Annotated in this window: 11 protein-coding genes; 10 read left to right on the top strand and 1 reads right to left on the bottom strand. The window is 51.8% G+C overall.

The features are described from left to right. The first annotated feature begins 46 nt into the window (after window positions 1-46). The 4 genes from BTJ40_RS03255 to BTJ40_RS03240 all read left to right on the top strand — a co-directional run bounded on the left by BTJ40_RS03255 (window position 47) and on the right by BTJ40_RS03240 (window position 7,566). The gene (locus BTJ40_RS03255; protein WP_108731747.1) at window positions 47-1,252 is read left to right on the top strand and encodes a TonB family protein; all 1,206 of its coding nucleotides are present in this window, start codon (window positions 47-49) and stop codon (window positions 1,250-1,252) included. Between the two features lie 146 nt (window positions 1,253-1,398). Then, on the top strand, window positions 1,399-3,462 hold the full coding sequence (locus tag BTJ40_RS03250; RefSeq protein WP_108731746.1) for a M13 family metallopeptidase: 2,064 nt from the start codon (window positions 1,399-1,401) through the stop codon (window positions 3,460-3,462). 169 nt (window positions 3,463-3,631) lie between these two features. Beyond that, window positions 3,632-5,518, top strand: coding sequence for an MFS transporter (locus BTJ40_RS03245; RefSeq protein WP_108731745.1), 1,887 nt, complete (start codon window positions 3,632-3,634; stop codon window positions 5,516-5,518). A 224-nt stretch (window positions 5,519-5,742) separates the two neighbouring features. Continuing rightward, window positions 5,743-7,566 carry an MFS transporter gene (locus BTJ40_RS03240; protein ID WP_108731744.1) on the top strand — a complete coding sequence of 608 codons (1,824 nt, stop codon included), beginning with the start codon at window positions 5,743-5,745 and terminating at the stop codon, window positions 7,564-7,566. 69 nt (window positions 7,567-7,635) lie between these two features. On the opposite strand, the gene BTJ40_RS03235 is transcribed toward BTJ40_RS03240, so the two are convergent. Beyond that, window positions 7,636-9,567 carry a cytochrome c/FTR1 family iron permease gene (locus BTJ40_RS03235; protein WP_108731743.1) on the bottom strand — a complete coding sequence of 644 codons (1,932 nt, stop codon included), beginning with the start codon at window positions 9,565-9,567 and terminating at the stop codon, window positions 7,636-7,638. 171 nt (window positions 9,568-9,738) lie between these two features. Between BTJ40_RS03235 and BTJ40_RS03230 the strand changes: the two genes are divergently transcribed. The 6 genes from BTJ40_RS03230 (at window position 9,739) to BTJ40_RS03205 (ending at window position 15,382) form a co-directional block, all read left to right on the top strand. Beyond that, window positions 9,739-10,218 (top strand): glutathione peroxidase, encoded by a 480-nt coding sequence (locus tag BTJ40_RS03230; RefSeq protein WP_108731742.1) that lies wholly within the window; start codon window positions 9,739-9,741, stop codon window positions 10,216-10,218. Then, a complete protein-coding gene (locus BTJ40_RS03225; protein WP_108731741.1) occupies window positions 10,218-10,697 on the top strand; it encodes a MarR family winged helix-turn-helix transcriptional regulator in 480 nt (159 codons plus the stop codon). The genes BTJ40_RS03230 and BTJ40_RS03225 overlap by 1 nt, the downstream gene beginning before the upstream one ends. A 382-nt stretch (window positions 10,698-11,079) precedes the next feature. After that, a complete protein-coding gene (locus tag BTJ40_RS03220; RefSeq protein WP_108731740.1) occupies window positions 11,080-12,615 on the top strand; it encodes a 2-isopropylmalate synthase in 1,536 nt (511 codons plus the stop codon). After that, window positions 12,616-13,404: a hypothetical protein gene (locus BTJ40_RS03215; RefSeq protein WP_108731739.1), complete on the top strand. Its 789-nt coding sequence runs from the start codon at window positions 12,616-12,618 to the stop codon at window positions 13,402-13,404. Then, complete coding sequence (rimI, locus tag BTJ40_RS03210; RefSeq protein WP_108731738.1) at window positions 13,401-13,877, top strand: ribosomal protein S18-alanine N-acetyltransferase; 477 nt, start codon at window positions 13,401-13,403, stop codon at window positions 13,875-13,877. The genes BTJ40_RS03215 and rimI overlap by 4 nt, the downstream gene beginning before the upstream one ends. 122 nt (window positions 13,878-13,999) lie before the next feature. Beyond that, complete coding sequence (locus BTJ40_RS03205; RefSeq protein ID WP_108731737.1) at window positions 14,000-15,382, top strand: MATE family efflux transporter; 1,383 nt, start codon at window positions 14,000-14,002, stop codon at window positions 15,380-15,382. Window positions 15,383-15,563: the final 181 nt, after the last annotated feature.

Raw genomic sequence — 15,563 nt, 5'->3', positions numbered from 1 at the left:
TACTTAGCAGAACATTTTGCTCCTGCTACTCAGACACCGTAGAACAATGAAATCGATAAAAATTGTCCTCTCTCTTTGGGTGTTTACATTTGCTCTCACTGCAAAAGCTGCACCACTTTTAAACGGTCTTGCACTAGAAAAACAATTTAATAAAGACATTTATATCGCTGCAATCTACTCGGAAAACCTGACCCGAGAGCCTTCGACACTACTAGATAACAACATTCCCAGGCGGTTGGAGGTCCGTGTTGTTACCAAAAGCCTCCCCGCACGCCGATTCCGCAATCAGTGGATGGAAGCCATTGCGATTAACAACCGCGGAGATACGCTGAGCAGCCAGGCAGAAAATATGGTGACCTTTGCCAACCTGTTTAAGGGCCGCTTTACTCATGGTGATCAGTTGAGTATTGAGTTTGCCGAAGACACGGGCTCGACAACTATCTCTCTCAACAGTATTCAATTAGGGGAGATTGCCGACCCGGACTTTTTCAATACCTTGCTACGTGCTTGGATTGGTTCCGTCCCCCCCTCCACAGATTTTAAAGATGGATTGCTGTCCGCCGGTCAGGTCTCAGGTAGCCTGGTAACCACGTTCGAGTCCCTGGCTCCAACCAGCGAGCGTATCGCAGAGTTGCAGCTCAAGAAAATCAATCAGGAGGAAGCTATCGCTGCTGAAGAGGCACCGGCCGAATCACCTGCTGCAACACCAAAGCCGACTCTTGAAATTGCCGACCTACCCCCTCCCACTCTAGCTCTTGCCGCAACTGCCCCTGCAGCAGTTGTAACTGAAACTGATGGCATTCAGGGAGCTAGTGAGGAGAGCACAACCGCTGTTGTGCAAGCAGAGGAAGAAATCGAGCTGATTACGGTACCCCCGGAAGACGGGACCATGATAGCTGCGGATACAGAAAGTATGATGGAAGAGGAAGAAGAGGCCCCTCTGACTGCTGACATGATCCTGGCACGCCAGATCTATCACTCCAGCTTGCTGCGCCACACCTTCCGCTATATCCGCTACCCTCAGCGGGCCCAAGAGCGCGGCCAGGAAGGCAGTGTGCGTCTTAATGTGACTATTAATTCACGAGGTGAGGTGATAGATATCCAGCCAGTTCAGGAGTCCCGTTTCTCAAGCCTTAACCGGGAAGCCCAGGCTGCCGTTCGCAGAGCTGGCCCCTACCCTGGTGTTCCTTCACAATTGGGTGCCGATAGCTATAACTTTTCTGTTCCTATTACATTTCGCTTGCCAGACTAGCAAGACACATTGCCCCAAGCCCCGCCTTGCGGGGCTTGGTTTAACTCGCCCCAACGCACACCATCCCCTGCTAGGCGCAGTCCTCTTGCCCCCACTCACCCGCTGCTTTTAGTATGCTCTGCGGACATTCAGCCAAAAGAGCAAAGATGAAAAAATTAATATTACCAATGGCTATCGCTGGCACCCTGATCGGAACCCAGATTCCCCTTGCTGCAGTAGCTCATGACCACTCCTCCAGCAGTAAAGCGACTGCTGAGCAGGTGCAGCTTTCCTCAGGCATAGACCTGAGCGCAATGGATACCAGTGTGCGGCCTCAAGACGACTTCTTTGCTTATGTAAACGGCACCTGGCTAAAGAATACTGAGATCCCTGCAGACAAGTCCCTCTGGGGCGGTTTCTCTATTCTCAGAGATCAAAGTACCGAAAGGGTAAAAGCTCTGATTATGGAGGCTGGAGAAGAGGCCAAGAACGCCGATGCCAAGCAGATTGGCGACCTCTACAACAGCTTTATGAATGAAAAGCTGATCGAGAAGAAAGGCCTTTCGGCAGTTTCTGGTGAGCTCGCTAAAGTCGATGCGATTAAAACCCGCAAAGATCTCACCGATTACTTCGCCTACGCAGATATCGCCGGCTATGATGTGCCATTTGGTGGGAGTATCTGGCAGGATCTCAAGCAAGTAGAAAACTACATGACCTTCCTGTGGCAGGCAGGCCTCGGACTCCCTGACCGCGACTATTACTTCGAAGATACAGAAAAAAGCAAGAAGCTCCGCGAAGCCTATATTACTTACCTAACTGACCTGCAAAACCTGGCGGGTCTCAAAGAGAGCGGCGACTTCGCTGACAAAATCTTTAAACTCGAAGAGAGTCTGGCAAAACACCACCGAAGCCGAGTAGACAACCGGGACCCAGAAAAGTACTACAACAAGAAAACTGTTGCCGAACTTAAAGAGCTGATGCCCGTTGTGGACTGGGACAGCTACCTGGCCAAAGCACAACTGAAAAAGGCCGATAGCTTTATTGTTGGCCAACCTGAGTACCTGGAAGCAGTCAATAAGATTATTGCCGATACTGATATCGAAACCTGGAAGCGCTACCTGAAAGTCAAAGTACTCAATGCAATGGCGCCCTACATGCACGACGAAATTGCACAACTGCGTTTCGGCTTTTACGGCACCATTGTTCACGGTATAGAGCAGATGGAACCTCGCTGGAAACGCGGAGTGGAATTCGTTAATGGCTCTGTCGGCGAACTGGTAGGCAAGCGTTATGTAGAAAAGCACTTCCCGCCCGAAGCTAAAGAGCGCATGATTGTACTGGTCGACAACCTCAAGGCCGCATACCGCGACTCTATTGAGTCCCTCGAATGGATGGGCGAAGACACCAAAAAGCAAGCTCTATTCAAGCTAAGTAATTTCTCTACCAAAATCGGTTATCCGGACAAGTGGCGTGATTACAGCGATTTAACTGTTAAAGCCGACGATTTAGTAGGAAACGTACTGGCGGCCAACCTGTTTCAGTCCTCCTATGATCGCAGTAAGCTGGGCAAGCCGATTGATCGCGGCGAGTGGGGTATGAGCCCTCAGACGGTGAATGCTTACTACAACCCTGCCATGAACGAAATCGTGTTCCCTGCGGCTATCCTGCAGCCTCCATTCTTCAATATGAACGCAGATGATGCGGTTAATTACGGCGGTATCGGCGGTGTTATCGGACACGAAATTGGGCACGGATTCGATGACAAGGGCAGTAAATTTGATGGACGCGGCTACCTGAACAACTGGTGGACCGACTCCGATCGCAACAATTTTGAAAAGCTAACCAGCAGATTAGTCTCTCAATATAACGCTTATGAGCCGCTGGAAGGTGAGCACATCAATGGAGAGCTTACCCTCGGTGAAAATATCGGGGACCTGTCCGGCCTTGGTATCGCCTACAAGGCTTACAAAATGTCCTTAAACGGTGAGGAAGCACCTGTCATTGATGGCTTTACCGGCGATCAGAGGGTATTTATGGGCTGGGCTCAAGTATGGCGCAGCAAGATGCGTGATAAAGCCCTCAGTGGCCGTTTGAAGGTGGATAGCCACTCTCCCGCTGAGTATCGAGTAAAAGGGGTTTTACCTAATATCGATGCCTTCTACGAAGCATTCGATATTAAGGAAGGCGACGGCATGTACCTGCCTGAAGAGGAAAGAGTAACTGTCTGGTAAACCGGTACCCTCCACTTGGCCGCCCATGCGGCCAGGTTTCCCCTGAATCATTCCTGCCTCCACTCTCCATCCCCCCGCATTACACAGATTTACCCATCTCTAACAGGGGATACCTCCCGCCGGCACTATGACTTACCATTAGCCCACTTAAATAAGAAGAGAGTTGCCAATGGCTAACCAGTCTCAGTTTCATCTTCTCACTAGCCGCCGCTTTTTGCCGTTCTTCTGCACCCAGTTCCTGGGCGCCTTCAACGACAATGTTTATAAAAATGCTCTAATTGTCATGATCGCCTTTCGCCTGATGGAAAGCGAAGCGAATGCATTAATTAACCTGGCTGCTGGTTTGTTTATTCTTCCCTTTTTCTTATTTTCTGCCTCAGCCGGTCAGATCGCAGACAAATACGACAAGGGAAGGTTAATACGTTGGATTAAACTGGGAGAGATCTGTATAGGTGCACTTGGTGTTTTTGCCCTATTTAGCGGCAGCAACTCACTCTGTTTGACCGTTCTCTTTCTTCTGGGCATACAGTCCGCCTTTTTTGGCCCGGTGAAGTACGCGATTATCCCGCAACACTTAAAGCGCTCTGAATTGATAGGCGGCAATGCTTTGGTAGAAATGGGGACATTTGTGGCCATTTTGACGGGAACGATTGTCGGCAGCCTACTCGCTGGCCTCACAGGCCAGGGGCAACAGGGAATCCTCTACTTAGGCCTGGTAATTATGGGAGCGGCTACCCTGGGATACATGGCCAGCCGCTCAATCCCTGCAGCACCAGCCCCCACACCCAACCTTGAAATAAACCCTAACCCCATTACTCAAACCCATAAAATACTCCGTGCCAGCGCGGATACTCCCTCAATTTTCTACTCCATTATTGGAATATCTTGGTTTTGGTTAATGGGAGCAGCCTATCTGACACAAATTCCCAGTTTTACCAAGAATGTCCTAGGTGGCAGTGAGTCAGTGGTTACATTGCTGCTGTGCAGTTTTACCATTGGTATTGCCATTGGGTCCTTAATCTGCGAGCGCCTCTCCAGTGGATTTATTGAACTTGGCCTGGTGCCTGTTGGCGCTGCTGGACTAACCATAAGTGGCATCGCCCTGGGTATTGTCGGAGGGAACTTCACTGAACTCCATGAAGCCAGCTTTACTGCATTTCTAAGTACTGACGGGGCATACTCTCTTCTCAGTTGTCTGGTGCTACTGGGGATGTTTGGGGGGCTTTACATCGTTCCTCTGTACACCATGATCCAGGACCGATCCGACCCGACAATTCGTGCACAAATTATCTCCGTAAACAATATTTTGAACGCCCTCTTCATGGTGGTTTCGGCTCTACTTGGAATTCTGTTCCTCAATATGCTGGGTGCGACCATACCGCAGTTCTTTCTTGTTATTGCACTGATGAATGCGGCAGTCGCCATTTTTGTGTTCGCCAAAGTACCAGAGTTTGCGATGCGCTTTTTGATCTGGGCTCTTTCCCACACTATGTACCGGGTAAAGCACCAAGGGCTTGAACAGATACCTGCTGAGGGACCAGCCCTAATCGCTTGTAATCATGTGAGTTATGTCGACGCACTACTGCTCGCTGGCGCTGTCCGCCGCCCTATCCGCTTTATTATGTACAAGCCCATCTATGAAATCCCAATTTTGCACTTCGTCTTCAAAACTGGCCGGGCAATTCCAATTTGCTCCAAGCAGAAAGACCCTGAGGGGTATGAACAGGCTTTTAAAGCGATTGAGGAGGGACTAAAAAACGGAGACCTTCTCTGCATATTCCCCGAAGGGCAATTGACCAAAGATGGCGAGCTACAGCCATTTAAAGCTGGTATAGAAAAGATTTTGGAAAGAACCCCTGTACCCGTTATTCCTATGGCCCTCCAGGGTCTCTGGGGAAGCTTTTTCAGTCATAAAGACGGCCATGCCTTCACCACATTGCCTAAGCGCTTTTGGTCGCGGGTCAGCGTCGTTGCCGGCAGGCCTGTTGAAGCAGCCAGTGCCAAAGCAGAAGCTCTATACCGCCAGGTATTAGGCCTGCGCGGAGAGAGACGTTAGTTACCATTTTCTTAACCGACAAGGATATGTGCCTACTTCACTGGTAGGCACATAAATTCTTCACCTGTCTCACGACGTCAGCCCCTCCTTAAATCATTCCTATCACCTATTCTGATAGCGAGAATCGAAATACATAGCTGCTAAGAGCGGCACGTATCATTTCCGATAATGAATCGGTAAATACTTCAATCACTCCAGGGCGGCACAGGGACGAAGGCCTAACCATGGCTCAAAGCAACCAGTTCAAGCTCCTCGCCAGTCGCCGCTTTATGCCACTGTTTCTCTCACTTTTAAGCAGTGTTTTTAATGACAACCTGTTTAAAAACTCCCTGCTAGTCATACTGGCATTTCATTTAGCCAAAGCAGAAGCCAATACACTGATTAACCTCGCCAGTAGCCTCTATGTCATACCGTATTTTCTATTTTCACTAGCCGCTGGACAATTGGCTGACAAGTATGAAAAGGGTCGTGTCATTAGAATTATTAAAGCCGCCGAAATACTAATCGGTGTCCTCGGGGCCATTGCACTACTCACTGATGACCGGGTTTTAAGCTTCATTGTATTGATACTTTTTGCCACCCACACAGCCTTCTTTAGCCCCGTCAGGTATGCCATCTTACCTCAGCACCTAAAGCAATCAGAATTACTCGGAGGAAATGGTTTAGCTCAGGTTGCATCCTTTTCCGGAGTACTGGTTGGAACAATTGTCGGCACCCTCCTAGCCGGTGATGTGGGCCAGGGAAAACCTGGGCTTTTATATCTGAGCCTGGTGATGGTCACTGTCGCCATACTTGGCTATCTCGCCAGTAGGGCAATTCCCCTAGCTCCTTCCTCAGCTCCCAACTTGAAAATAGATTGGAACCCCATTAGCCAAACTCTGAGAATCATGCGGGAAGTGATTAAAACGCCCACGGTGTTTTACGCAATTATTGCAAACTCCTGGTTCTGGTTATTTAGCACTGCATACCTAACCCAGGTTCCCAGTTATGTAAGAAATGTACTTGGCGCCAGTGAGCCAATAATCACGATACTCCTCTGCTGCCTGACAGTTGGCGTTGCAACTGGCTCACTGATGTGTGAAAGCCTGTCCCGCGGGCGTATTGAGCTGGGATTGGTTACAGTCGGTGGGCTGGGTATGACTGTGGCAGGACTTTGGTTGGGTATCCTATCGGGCGATTATCAAATGCTCTCCAACGCATCCCTCATCCAGTTTCTACAGAGTGATGGTGGATTTATCATCCTATTTATCACAACTTTTCTCGGTATAGCCGGCGGTATATTTATCGTTCCGCTATACACTGTTATTCAAGAAAGAACAGCAGAACAAATTCGCGCGCAGGTTATTTCTGTCAATAATGTCCTTAATGCCGTATTTGTAGTCATTATTTCTTTTGCTATTATTGGGCTACTCGGACCTGTGGGAATGACAATTCCCCAGGTATTTACCCTGCTGGCCGTACTAAATTTCGCCCTTTTAGTACTCCTGCTTCTTCGAATGCCGGAAATGTTATTTGATACCCTTTCTTGGCTTACCTATATCCTGCCCAGGCGCACGAAATACGAGGGGATTGAGCAAATCCCTAGCGAAGGTTCAGCACTTCTAATTGCTCGCTACTCTAACCTGCTAACCCCATTTATTGTTAGCGGGGCAACGCAACGCAAGGTTCGCTTTATCCCCAGCGACGCCATTACTAACAGCCCTAGGCTTCATGCACTTTTACGCAAAAGTGACTATTTCCCCAAAAACTACTATGAAGTCGAAGCTTCAGAACTCAAGAGAAAGCACAATGCGATTCATGAGGCAGAGGCAAACAGGGATATTCTGTGCATCCTGATCGAAGAAAATAGCAGGAAAGAAATTACAGAGCTTGTCACGCTGCTCAAGGAAAATTTTCAAAGCACATCATTGCCACTTATCCCTCTATCGATCCAAGGTTCGTTTGGCTATAAACGAAATCTAAAGACAATAGTTCAGGCTGGCAACCCAATACCACTTTCAGAAATTTCTCCAGAATTGCTATCCGATAACCTGAAGGGTGCCGAATAAAGAGGGAATAATCAGGGGCAGGCTATTAAAAATAGGGTACCCACAGAGTTGCGGGTACCCGAAGGCCATTTAGGCTGCTTTAGCGGAACTGGAATCTGAGCGGCCGCCTTTCAGTAGCAACCACAGAGCGACAAGCAGTATCGCCCCCTGAACGCCAACACCTTGCCAAGTCGGGTAGATACCCAACCAGTCGAAGCTGAGATTTACCGGCAGCGGGGAAATCGCAATCCACGCCGCTTCTTGCAGTGCCGCGACTGCCTTGCCCGCAAGAACAAATGACAACGCCAACAATAAATAGGTCGTCATGGAGAAGAACTTGCCAATAGGCAAGCGAGCAGAGAAGCGCACAAAAGCAATGCCCAACACAACCAGCAATATCGCACCGGCAGCGAGACCACCCCACAGGGCGCTGTACTGACTGGAAGCTGTTTGCACCAGTAGAGCTTGGTAGAAGAGGATGGTTTCAAAAATTTCGCGGTACACAGCGACAAAAGCGAGACCGGCGATGCCCCACAGGGCGCCAGCGCTAAGGCTGCGGTTGATGCTGTTATGGATATATTGCTGCCACTGATCGGCCTGGGTCTTACTGTGCATCCAGAAACCTACATAGAAGAGCACAACTGCGGCCAGAAGCGCTGCGACCCCTTCCATAACCTCCCGGCTGGCGCCACTGATGGAAACCAAACTCTGTGCGGCAACCCAAGTAACAACACCTGCGACCGCGGCGCTGATCCAACCGAAGTGAACAAATTTCAACGCATCGCGACGACCGGTTTTTACCAGGATCGTTGTCAGTGCAATCACAACCAGCAGCGCCTCGAGACCTTCGCGCAGAAGAATCACCAAGCTGGCAATAAATAGTGCACCCGCAGAGAGAGTTGTCTCCTGCATTAAAGATTCGGCGCGCCCCAGTTGCTCAAGAATTACCTGTACCTGAGCCCTGACTTGCTCAGGGTTACTATCGACATTCAGCTGACTGCGCAGCCCGAGCAGCTCCCGTTCAGTGGCTTTACGTAGATCGGCGTCGAGGGAATCCAGAGAGCTCTCCGCCATCTCAAAACCGTCCAGGTAGGCACTAATAGCCAGGGTGCGAGCGTGATCGTAGTTACCTTCCTGGTAGGCCACCAAGGACTTTTCCAGTTGCGCACGGGCTATCTCAATCGGCTGGGCGCCGAGGCTCTCTTCACCAGCAAAGAAGGGTGTGGGGTCGGCACGCAGGGAAGCAACTGCCGCGCCGGACAGTTCCGGGCGATCACTCTGCAGCACATTGGGACTGTACATCACGATATCCTGCAAGCTCGGCTCAGCGCCTTCGCCCTCCCCCACTTCACCTTGGAAAGCCAGGCCGCCAACATAAAATGCCAGGGACCAACGTTGCTGCTCATTCAGGTTTTTGAAGGCGGTCATTGCAGTGCCATCGATACCGTTACTGATAGCATCGTAAAGGCCCAGCAGGGAGCGATTTTCAGCGCGCTCCAACTCGTAGAAGTTTGTCGGCGCCGGCTCCAACTGTGCTGCCAAGGGGCCATCCCCTTTACCCTCGATACCATGGCAGGTGACACACTGCGCCTGGTAGATAGCGCGACTTTCATCCACACTCGACAATGCAGTGGGCAGAGACAGCGCGGGGGCGATAGACAGGAGTCCCTGACGCAACTTGGCGGTATGCGTTTGCACTTCCTGCACATTGGCCTTGCGAAGAATCGCCGCTTGCAGCTCATCCGCCTCGGTGCGGATCATCGCCGCTTCGGGCGATTCTTGCAGTTGGGCGCCGCGATCGATCAGCACCTCAGCAAACTCCTGCATCTCTGCAAACTCATCGTCACTAATGATCTCCCCGTCTGCCACCGCTTCCGGGTAATCCACACCGATGTACTCTGCCATCTGCATCAGCTGGCGCAATTCCTGCTCAGATAGGCCGGAGGCCTGGGCTTGGACGGGTAGAACCGTAATGGCCAATAGCGCCACTAGCAGGCGGGCCAAGTGTAGGGTGAGGCGCATGGAGAATCCTTTACTGTTATTGCAAAAGGGTTTTATCAATCTGGCGCATAATATAATTGGTAATCATTCTCATAATAAAGCCTGCAAAAGGGCTACTCCCAAATAAAGCGGTTGCAAAAAAGATTGCGCACAACTAAATTTAGCAAAATACAAACCGTCGAGGCTCTCCCAATGACCGATCTCTACTCAATCCCCGTGCAAACCGCTGATGGGCAAAAGACCACTCTTGCCGATTACAAAGACAAGGTGGTGCTAGTTGTTAATACAGCCAGCAAGTGTGGCTTTACCAAGCAATACGCGGGTCTGGAGGATTTATACAAAAAATACAAAGACCGTGGATTTACCGTCCTGGGCTTTCCCTGCAATCAATTTGGCAAGCAGGAACCCGGTAGCGATGAGGAGATTCAGGAGTTTTGTGAACTGAACTTTGGAGTCAGCTTTCCCGTCTACGCCAAGCTGGACGTCAATGGCGATGAAGCTCACCCACTGTTTGTGGAGCTCAAGAAACGTGCGCCGGGCCTATTGGGAACCGAAGGCATTAAGTGGAATTTCACTAAGTTCTTGATCGGCAAGAATGGCGAGGATGTTAAACGCTACGCACCAAAGGATGCACCGGCATCCCTGGAAGCAGAAATCGAGCAAATGCTCTGATGGTTGTCTGTGATGACGATTCCGGCGAGCTGGCACTGAACCGTCAGCTGTGTTTTGCCCTCTACGCCGCATCGCGAGCCATGACCCGCGCCTACCAGCCGATGCTAAAAGAGTTGGGAATCACCTATCCGCAATATCTGGTTTTAATGGTGTTGTGGGAGTGGTCCAACACTCAAGCGCCATCGGAAGAAGAGCAGAGCGTCAGTGCACTGGGGCAGAGGCTGATGCTGGATTCCGGCACCTTGACCCCGCTGCTTAAGCGAATGGAGCAAAACGGCCTGGTCAAACGTCGCCGCAGCAATCTGGATGAACGGATAACCCTGATCACTGTGACAGAGGAAGGCCTTGCCCTTAAACCAAGAGCCAGAGAGTGGGTGAAATCACAGCTGGACAGCAGCCGTATCAGCCGCAGCGAGGTGGAGCAACTTCACGGAGACCTGTGGCAGTTTCTGCATAAATTGACCGATACCACCCCTTAATAGCGGGCCCCATTGAAAGCTTCAGTGGGGCCGCCCTTAAAAACCAGGATAAAAACACCATAAAACCGGCCAAATCGAAAACAATATAACAAAACAGAAAAATTATACGCCAATATTAGGATGCACATTGACCTTTAAGTTAATTCCGCTTCATAATGCCCTAAATCCGACCTAACGCGGAAACTGTTGTATATGAAGATTCCATTTATCACTCAGCACCAGTCTTTTCTTGCCCTAGCTTTCTCGCTGCGACTGCCCCTGCGCGGCATATAATTTTTCTCCCCCCCACCCCCAACAGAATTCCAAACTTTATTTGAGCGATGCATAGACAGCGGCAAGGCCCCCTGTTTAGCCTCAAAGCAAATAAGGAGAACAAACGAAAATGAGCACTAAAAAAGATAAGTTAGTCATTTTTGATACCACTCTGCGCGATGGTGAGCAGAGTCCTGGCGCCTCTATGACGAGAGAGGAAAAAATTCGTATCGCCCGCATGCTCGAGAGAATGCGTGTCGATGTCATTGAGGCTGGATTCGCGATTGCCAGTCCCGGAGACTTCGAGTCGGTCAAGGCTGTCGCTGAAGCCGTTACCGAATCACGGGTTTGCAGCCTTGCCCGAGCGATCAATGCCGATATCGTGCGTGCTGGCGAAGCCCTGAAGAATGCCAACGCCTCGCGTATCCACACATTTATTGCCACTTCTCCAATCCATATGAAATACAAGCTGCAAATGGAACCGGAAGCGGTGTTGCAGCAGGCAGTGAAAGCGGTTCAAACAGCGCGCAACTTTACCGACGATGTGGAATTCTCCCTCGAGGATGGCAGCCGCTCTGAACCGGAATTTATGTATCGCATCATCGAAGCGGTTATCGCAGCAGGGGCCGGCACTATCAATATTCCCGACACCGTTGGTTACGGAGAACCGGAAGAATATGGGGCTATGTTCCGCCGCGTTATCGAAAACGTTCCCAACTCCGACAAAGCTATCTTTTCAACTCACTGTCACAACGACCTGGGCCTCGCCGTTGCCAACTCCCTGTCGGCCGTGATGAATGGTGTGCGCCAAGTGGAGTGCACCATCAATGGCCTGGGAGAACGCGCCGGTAATGCCTCCCTGGAAGAAATCGTTATGGCGGTACAAACCCGCCAGGATCTCTACCCGGTAGAAACAGGGCTGGATACCAGCCACATCGTGCCCACTTCGAGAATGGTGTCCTCGATTACCGGATTCCCGGTGCAACCCAACAAGGCCATTGTCGGCGCTAATGCATTTGCCCATGAGTCCGGTATTCACCAGGACGGTGTTCTGAAGCACCGCGAGACCTACGAAATCATGCGCGCTGAAGATGTCGGCTGGGGTCAAAACCGGCTGGTTCTCGGTAAACACTCCGGCCGAGCTGCCGTCCGCGCCCGCTACGAAGATCTGGGGGTAGATTTCGCCGATACCGAAGAATTCCAGCAGGTGTTTGCCCGCTTTAAAGACCTCGCCGACAAGAAACATGAGATCTTTGACGAAGACCTGCACTCTCTGGTGAGCGGAGGTGAGTCTCCGGTGGAGCGATTCCAACTGAGCGACCTGGATGTGCGCACCAAAATCGGCTCAGCCCCCCAGGCCTTTGTCAGCCTCACTATTGACGGAGAGCCCCGGCAGACTGAAGCCAGTGGCGGCGGACCCGTAGACGCCACCTTTAAAGCTATTGAACAGCTGGTAAACAGCGGCGCCGATTTAAAACTCTATTCTGTAAATGCGGTCACCCAGGGCACAGACTCCCAAGGGTCCGTCACAGTGCGCCTGGAGAAGGACGGCCGCCTGGTCAACGGCGTTGGCGCGGATACAGACATCCTGATTGCCTCAGCACAAGCCTACATGGATGCGTTAAACTTGCTCGCCAGCAGTGAGAGTAAGAAACAGGGCGTATAAGTGAACGAGCTTCAGCGAGCGGAATATTTATCAGTACTTGGGGTTCCAAGCTATGTGCCCCGATTCGTATTGCCACTCGCACCCGATCCTCGCCAGGCAGAACTGCCTCCCGCCGAAGAGGCTGCTGGGCCCCAGCAGCCTCCAACTGCAAGTGGAATAGCTCACAACCCGCTGCCCCACTCTGCAGATCAAATAATTACCCAGCCGGTGCAGAATCCAGAGCACAACGCCCGTGTGCTAGATGAAATAAGCGCTCTCACCGACCAGACAAAACGCCCACAAGAGACGGTTGCAGTCACACCGTCTCCTGTTGCCCCCCCCCAGCACAGTGTTAAACCTTTTGTTTTGAACTGCTGGCGTATTGGGGAGGAACTCCTGGCCGTGGACAGCCACGAGCCCGGTGCAGCTCTTCCCCTGGAAGCCCTATTCAACAATATTCTCCGCGCCTTGCACTGGCACCAGCTCCCCCGGCAACAGGAGCGCCTGCAATGGCCTTTAACAGAAAATCGCTTTGGTCCTGCCGAAGACGCCTCACAGGCTCGCGATACATTCTCCAGCTGGTTGGAGGCCTCTTATTCCCGTATGCCGGTTAAATCCATCTGGCTGATGGGCAGTGAAGCTCAAGACTTTTGCACTCCGATCCCATTGGAAAGCCAGGTTGTCGAATGGCAGAAGGCCCGCTTAATTAGTATGCCCAGCCTCTCGCAACTACTGCGAGCCCCCGAACTAAAACGCCCCCTGTGGAATCTGTTGCGCACTAGTTACCCGACTGAAACCCGCGCAGAATGACCTGTTTACATTACACTGAGCTACAGTTGCGCTCCGCCGTTGCCGACGACTGTGCCTCTCTGGCCCAGCTGGCAAAAAGTGCCCACAGTCATCCGTGGAGTGAAGCCCAATACCAGCAGAGTCTCAGCGCCGGCCACTACTGCTGGGTCCTGATCCAAGGCGATGACATTATCGCCTGTTGCGTGATCATTAGCCTGTTTGACCAGGCAGAAATCCTGGATATTGCCGTATCCCCAGCGCGACGCCGACAGGGCCTCGCCGAGGCATTATTGAGCAGCGTGAAAACGGAATTGCCCAGCGAAATTGAGCGAGTTTTGCTCGAGGTGCGGGTATCCAATCTCGCTGCGCGCTCCCTCTATCGCAAACTGGGTTTCTCTGAAGACGGGATACGCAAAAATTATTACCCCGCGCAAAATGGCATGCGCGAGGACGCTGTACTCATGAGTCTCGCTCTGAATGACACTCAGTCGTAGAATGAGTCTCTCGTTCAGAATTCCCGCCTTACCGGCAAGGCCTTGAACGGCAGGCAGCCACTCCTGCCCTGTAACACTATTCCCGACTTCCCAACCCCTCGTTGGATTGACAAGAGTTATACATGTCTCTATCAAAAAGCAGCCCCTCACTGCTGGAAGGCTCAGTTTCAAGTCACTTACAGAGACTGGCGCTACCCATGGTCTGGGGCATTCTCGCTGCCATGTCCTTTAATATCGCCGATACCTATTTTGTCTCCCAGCTGGGCGATGGCCCCCTGGCGGCGATGAGTTTTACCTTCCCTGTAGTGATGGCCATAAACAGCTTTGCTATCGGTCTCGGCGCAGGTACCTCTTCGGCTGTGGCCCGGGTTTACGGCGCTGGGGATATAAAGAACGTTCGCCGCCTGGTAACCGACGCATCTGTACTGGCACTGCTGATTGCTATTGTGATTACTGCAATCGGCCTGGCCACCATGCGCCCTCTATTTGAGCTGCTGGGCGCCGGCCCCGATATGCTTCCGCTTATTGCCGATTACATGATCCCCTGGTATCTGGGAACCATCTTTGTCATTGTCCCGACCGTCGCGCTCGCCGCTCTTCGCGCCATTGGTAACAGTGCGGTAACCGGCCGTATTATGGTGGCGGTAGCCCTGCTGAACCTGATTCTGGACCCCATTTTGATTTTTGGGCTTTTCGGCTTTCCCCGACTTGAGCTCCAGGGAGCAGCTATCGCTACGATTATCGTGCGTGCCCTGAGCTTTATTGCTGCACTCTACTTCGTCATCAAAAAAGAACACCTGATGACAACCCCACAATGGCGGCTGAGCGGCCTCCTCGCATCCTGGCGCAAAGTGTTGGCTGTCGGGCTTCCGGCTGTGCTTACCAATGTCATTATTCCCGTATCGGGCGGTGTTGTGGTTGCACTCGTTGCCGTGCACGGCGAAGACGCCGTCGCGGGCCTGGGGGTAGCACTCCGGGTAGAACCCCTGGCACTCATTGTGTTTTACGCGCTTTCCTCCGTGGTTGGCCCCTTTATGGGACAGAATGCCGGGGCGGAAAAGACCGACCGCCTGCGGGAAACCGTGAGCGTACTGGCAAGATTCTGCCTGGTATTTGGAGCGGGACTGGCTGTGCTTCTCTACTTTGTTGCAGAACCTATCGTAAGTCTGTTCAGTGATTCCACCGAAGTTCTCGCCGTCGCTGTTGCCTACCTGACCCTGGTACCTCTCAGCTATGCCGGGTACGGCTTTGTGATGTCTGCCAATGCCGCATTCAATGGGCTAGGAAAACCGCTGCCTGCAACCGTCATTTCTTTCCTGCGGGTACTGGGCCTATACCTCCCCCTGGCCTGGATTGGAAACAGCCTGTGGGGCATGACCGGCCTGTTTGTCGCTACAGCAGCATCCAACCTGATTCTCGGCTTTGTTTCCTGGTGGTGGCTGCGCCGCGATACGCACCAGCGCACAGCAGAGACAACAACCAGCCCCGAGCTGTCAACCAACTGATCGATCTGTGGGCCGAATCACTCCTGACTCGGCCCATATCTATCCACCACCCCCAAAAACACAACACAAGGAAATCAGTGCCTTAACGGGCAGCGTACACATTACTTCCCATTTTTGCCGATAACTTCAAATTCCTCCAAACCCCGGCAGACAGCAGCATAGCCCGCCTTCTTCTCTTACT

Origin of the sequence: Microbulbifer sp. A4B17 (assembly GCF_003076275.1) — a bacterium.
In the GTDB taxonomy this organism is placed as follows: Bacteria; Pseudomonadota; Gammaproteobacteria; order Pseudomonadales; family Cellvibrionaceae; genus Microbulbifer.
Note: the sequence above shows the minus strand (reverse complement) of the source record. Positions and strands in the feature narration are given on the sequence as shown.

Excerpts from the sequence above, each read along its gene's own strand:
- BTJ40_RS03255 (WP_108731747.1), top strand. The coding sequence starts at position 47 with ATGAAATCGATAAAAATTGTCCTCTCTCTTTGGGTGTTTACATTTGCT.
- BTJ40_RS03250 (WP_108731746.1), top strand. The coding sequence starts at position 1,399 with ATGAAAAAATTAATATTACCAATGGCTATCGCTGGCACCCTGATCGGA.
- BTJ40_RS03245 (WP_108731745.1), top strand. The coding sequence starts at position 3,632 with ATGGCTAACCAGTCTCAGTTTCATCTTCTCACTAGCCGCCGCTTTTTG.
- BTJ40_RS03240 (WP_108731744.1), top strand. The coding sequence starts at position 5,743 with ATGGCTCAAAGCAACCAGTTCAAGCTCCTCGCCAGTCGCCGCTTTATG.
- BTJ40_RS03235 (WP_108731743.1), bottom strand. The coding sequence starts at position 9,567 with ATGCGCCTCACCCTACACTTGGCCCGCCTGCTAGTGGCGCTATTGGCC.
- BTJ40_RS03230 (WP_108731742.1), top strand. The coding sequence starts at position 9,739 with ATGACCGATCTCTACTCAATCCCCGTGCAAACCGCTGATGGGCAAAAG.
- BTJ40_RS03225 (WP_108731741.1), top strand. The coding sequence starts at position 10,218 with ATGGTTGTCTGTGATGACGATTCCGGCGAGCTGGCACTGAACCGTCAG.
- BTJ40_RS03220 (WP_108731740.1), top strand. The coding sequence starts at position 11,080 with ATGAGCACTAAAAAAGATAAGTTAGTCATTTTTGATACCACTCTGCGC.
- rimI (WP_108731738.1), top strand. The coding sequence starts at position 13,401 with ATGACCTGTTTACATTACACTGAGCTACAGTTGCGCTCCGCCGTTGCC.
- BTJ40_RS03205 (WP_108731737.1), top strand. The coding sequence starts at position 14,000 with ATGTCTCTATCAAAAAGCAGCCCCTCACTGCTGGAAGGCTCAGTTTCA.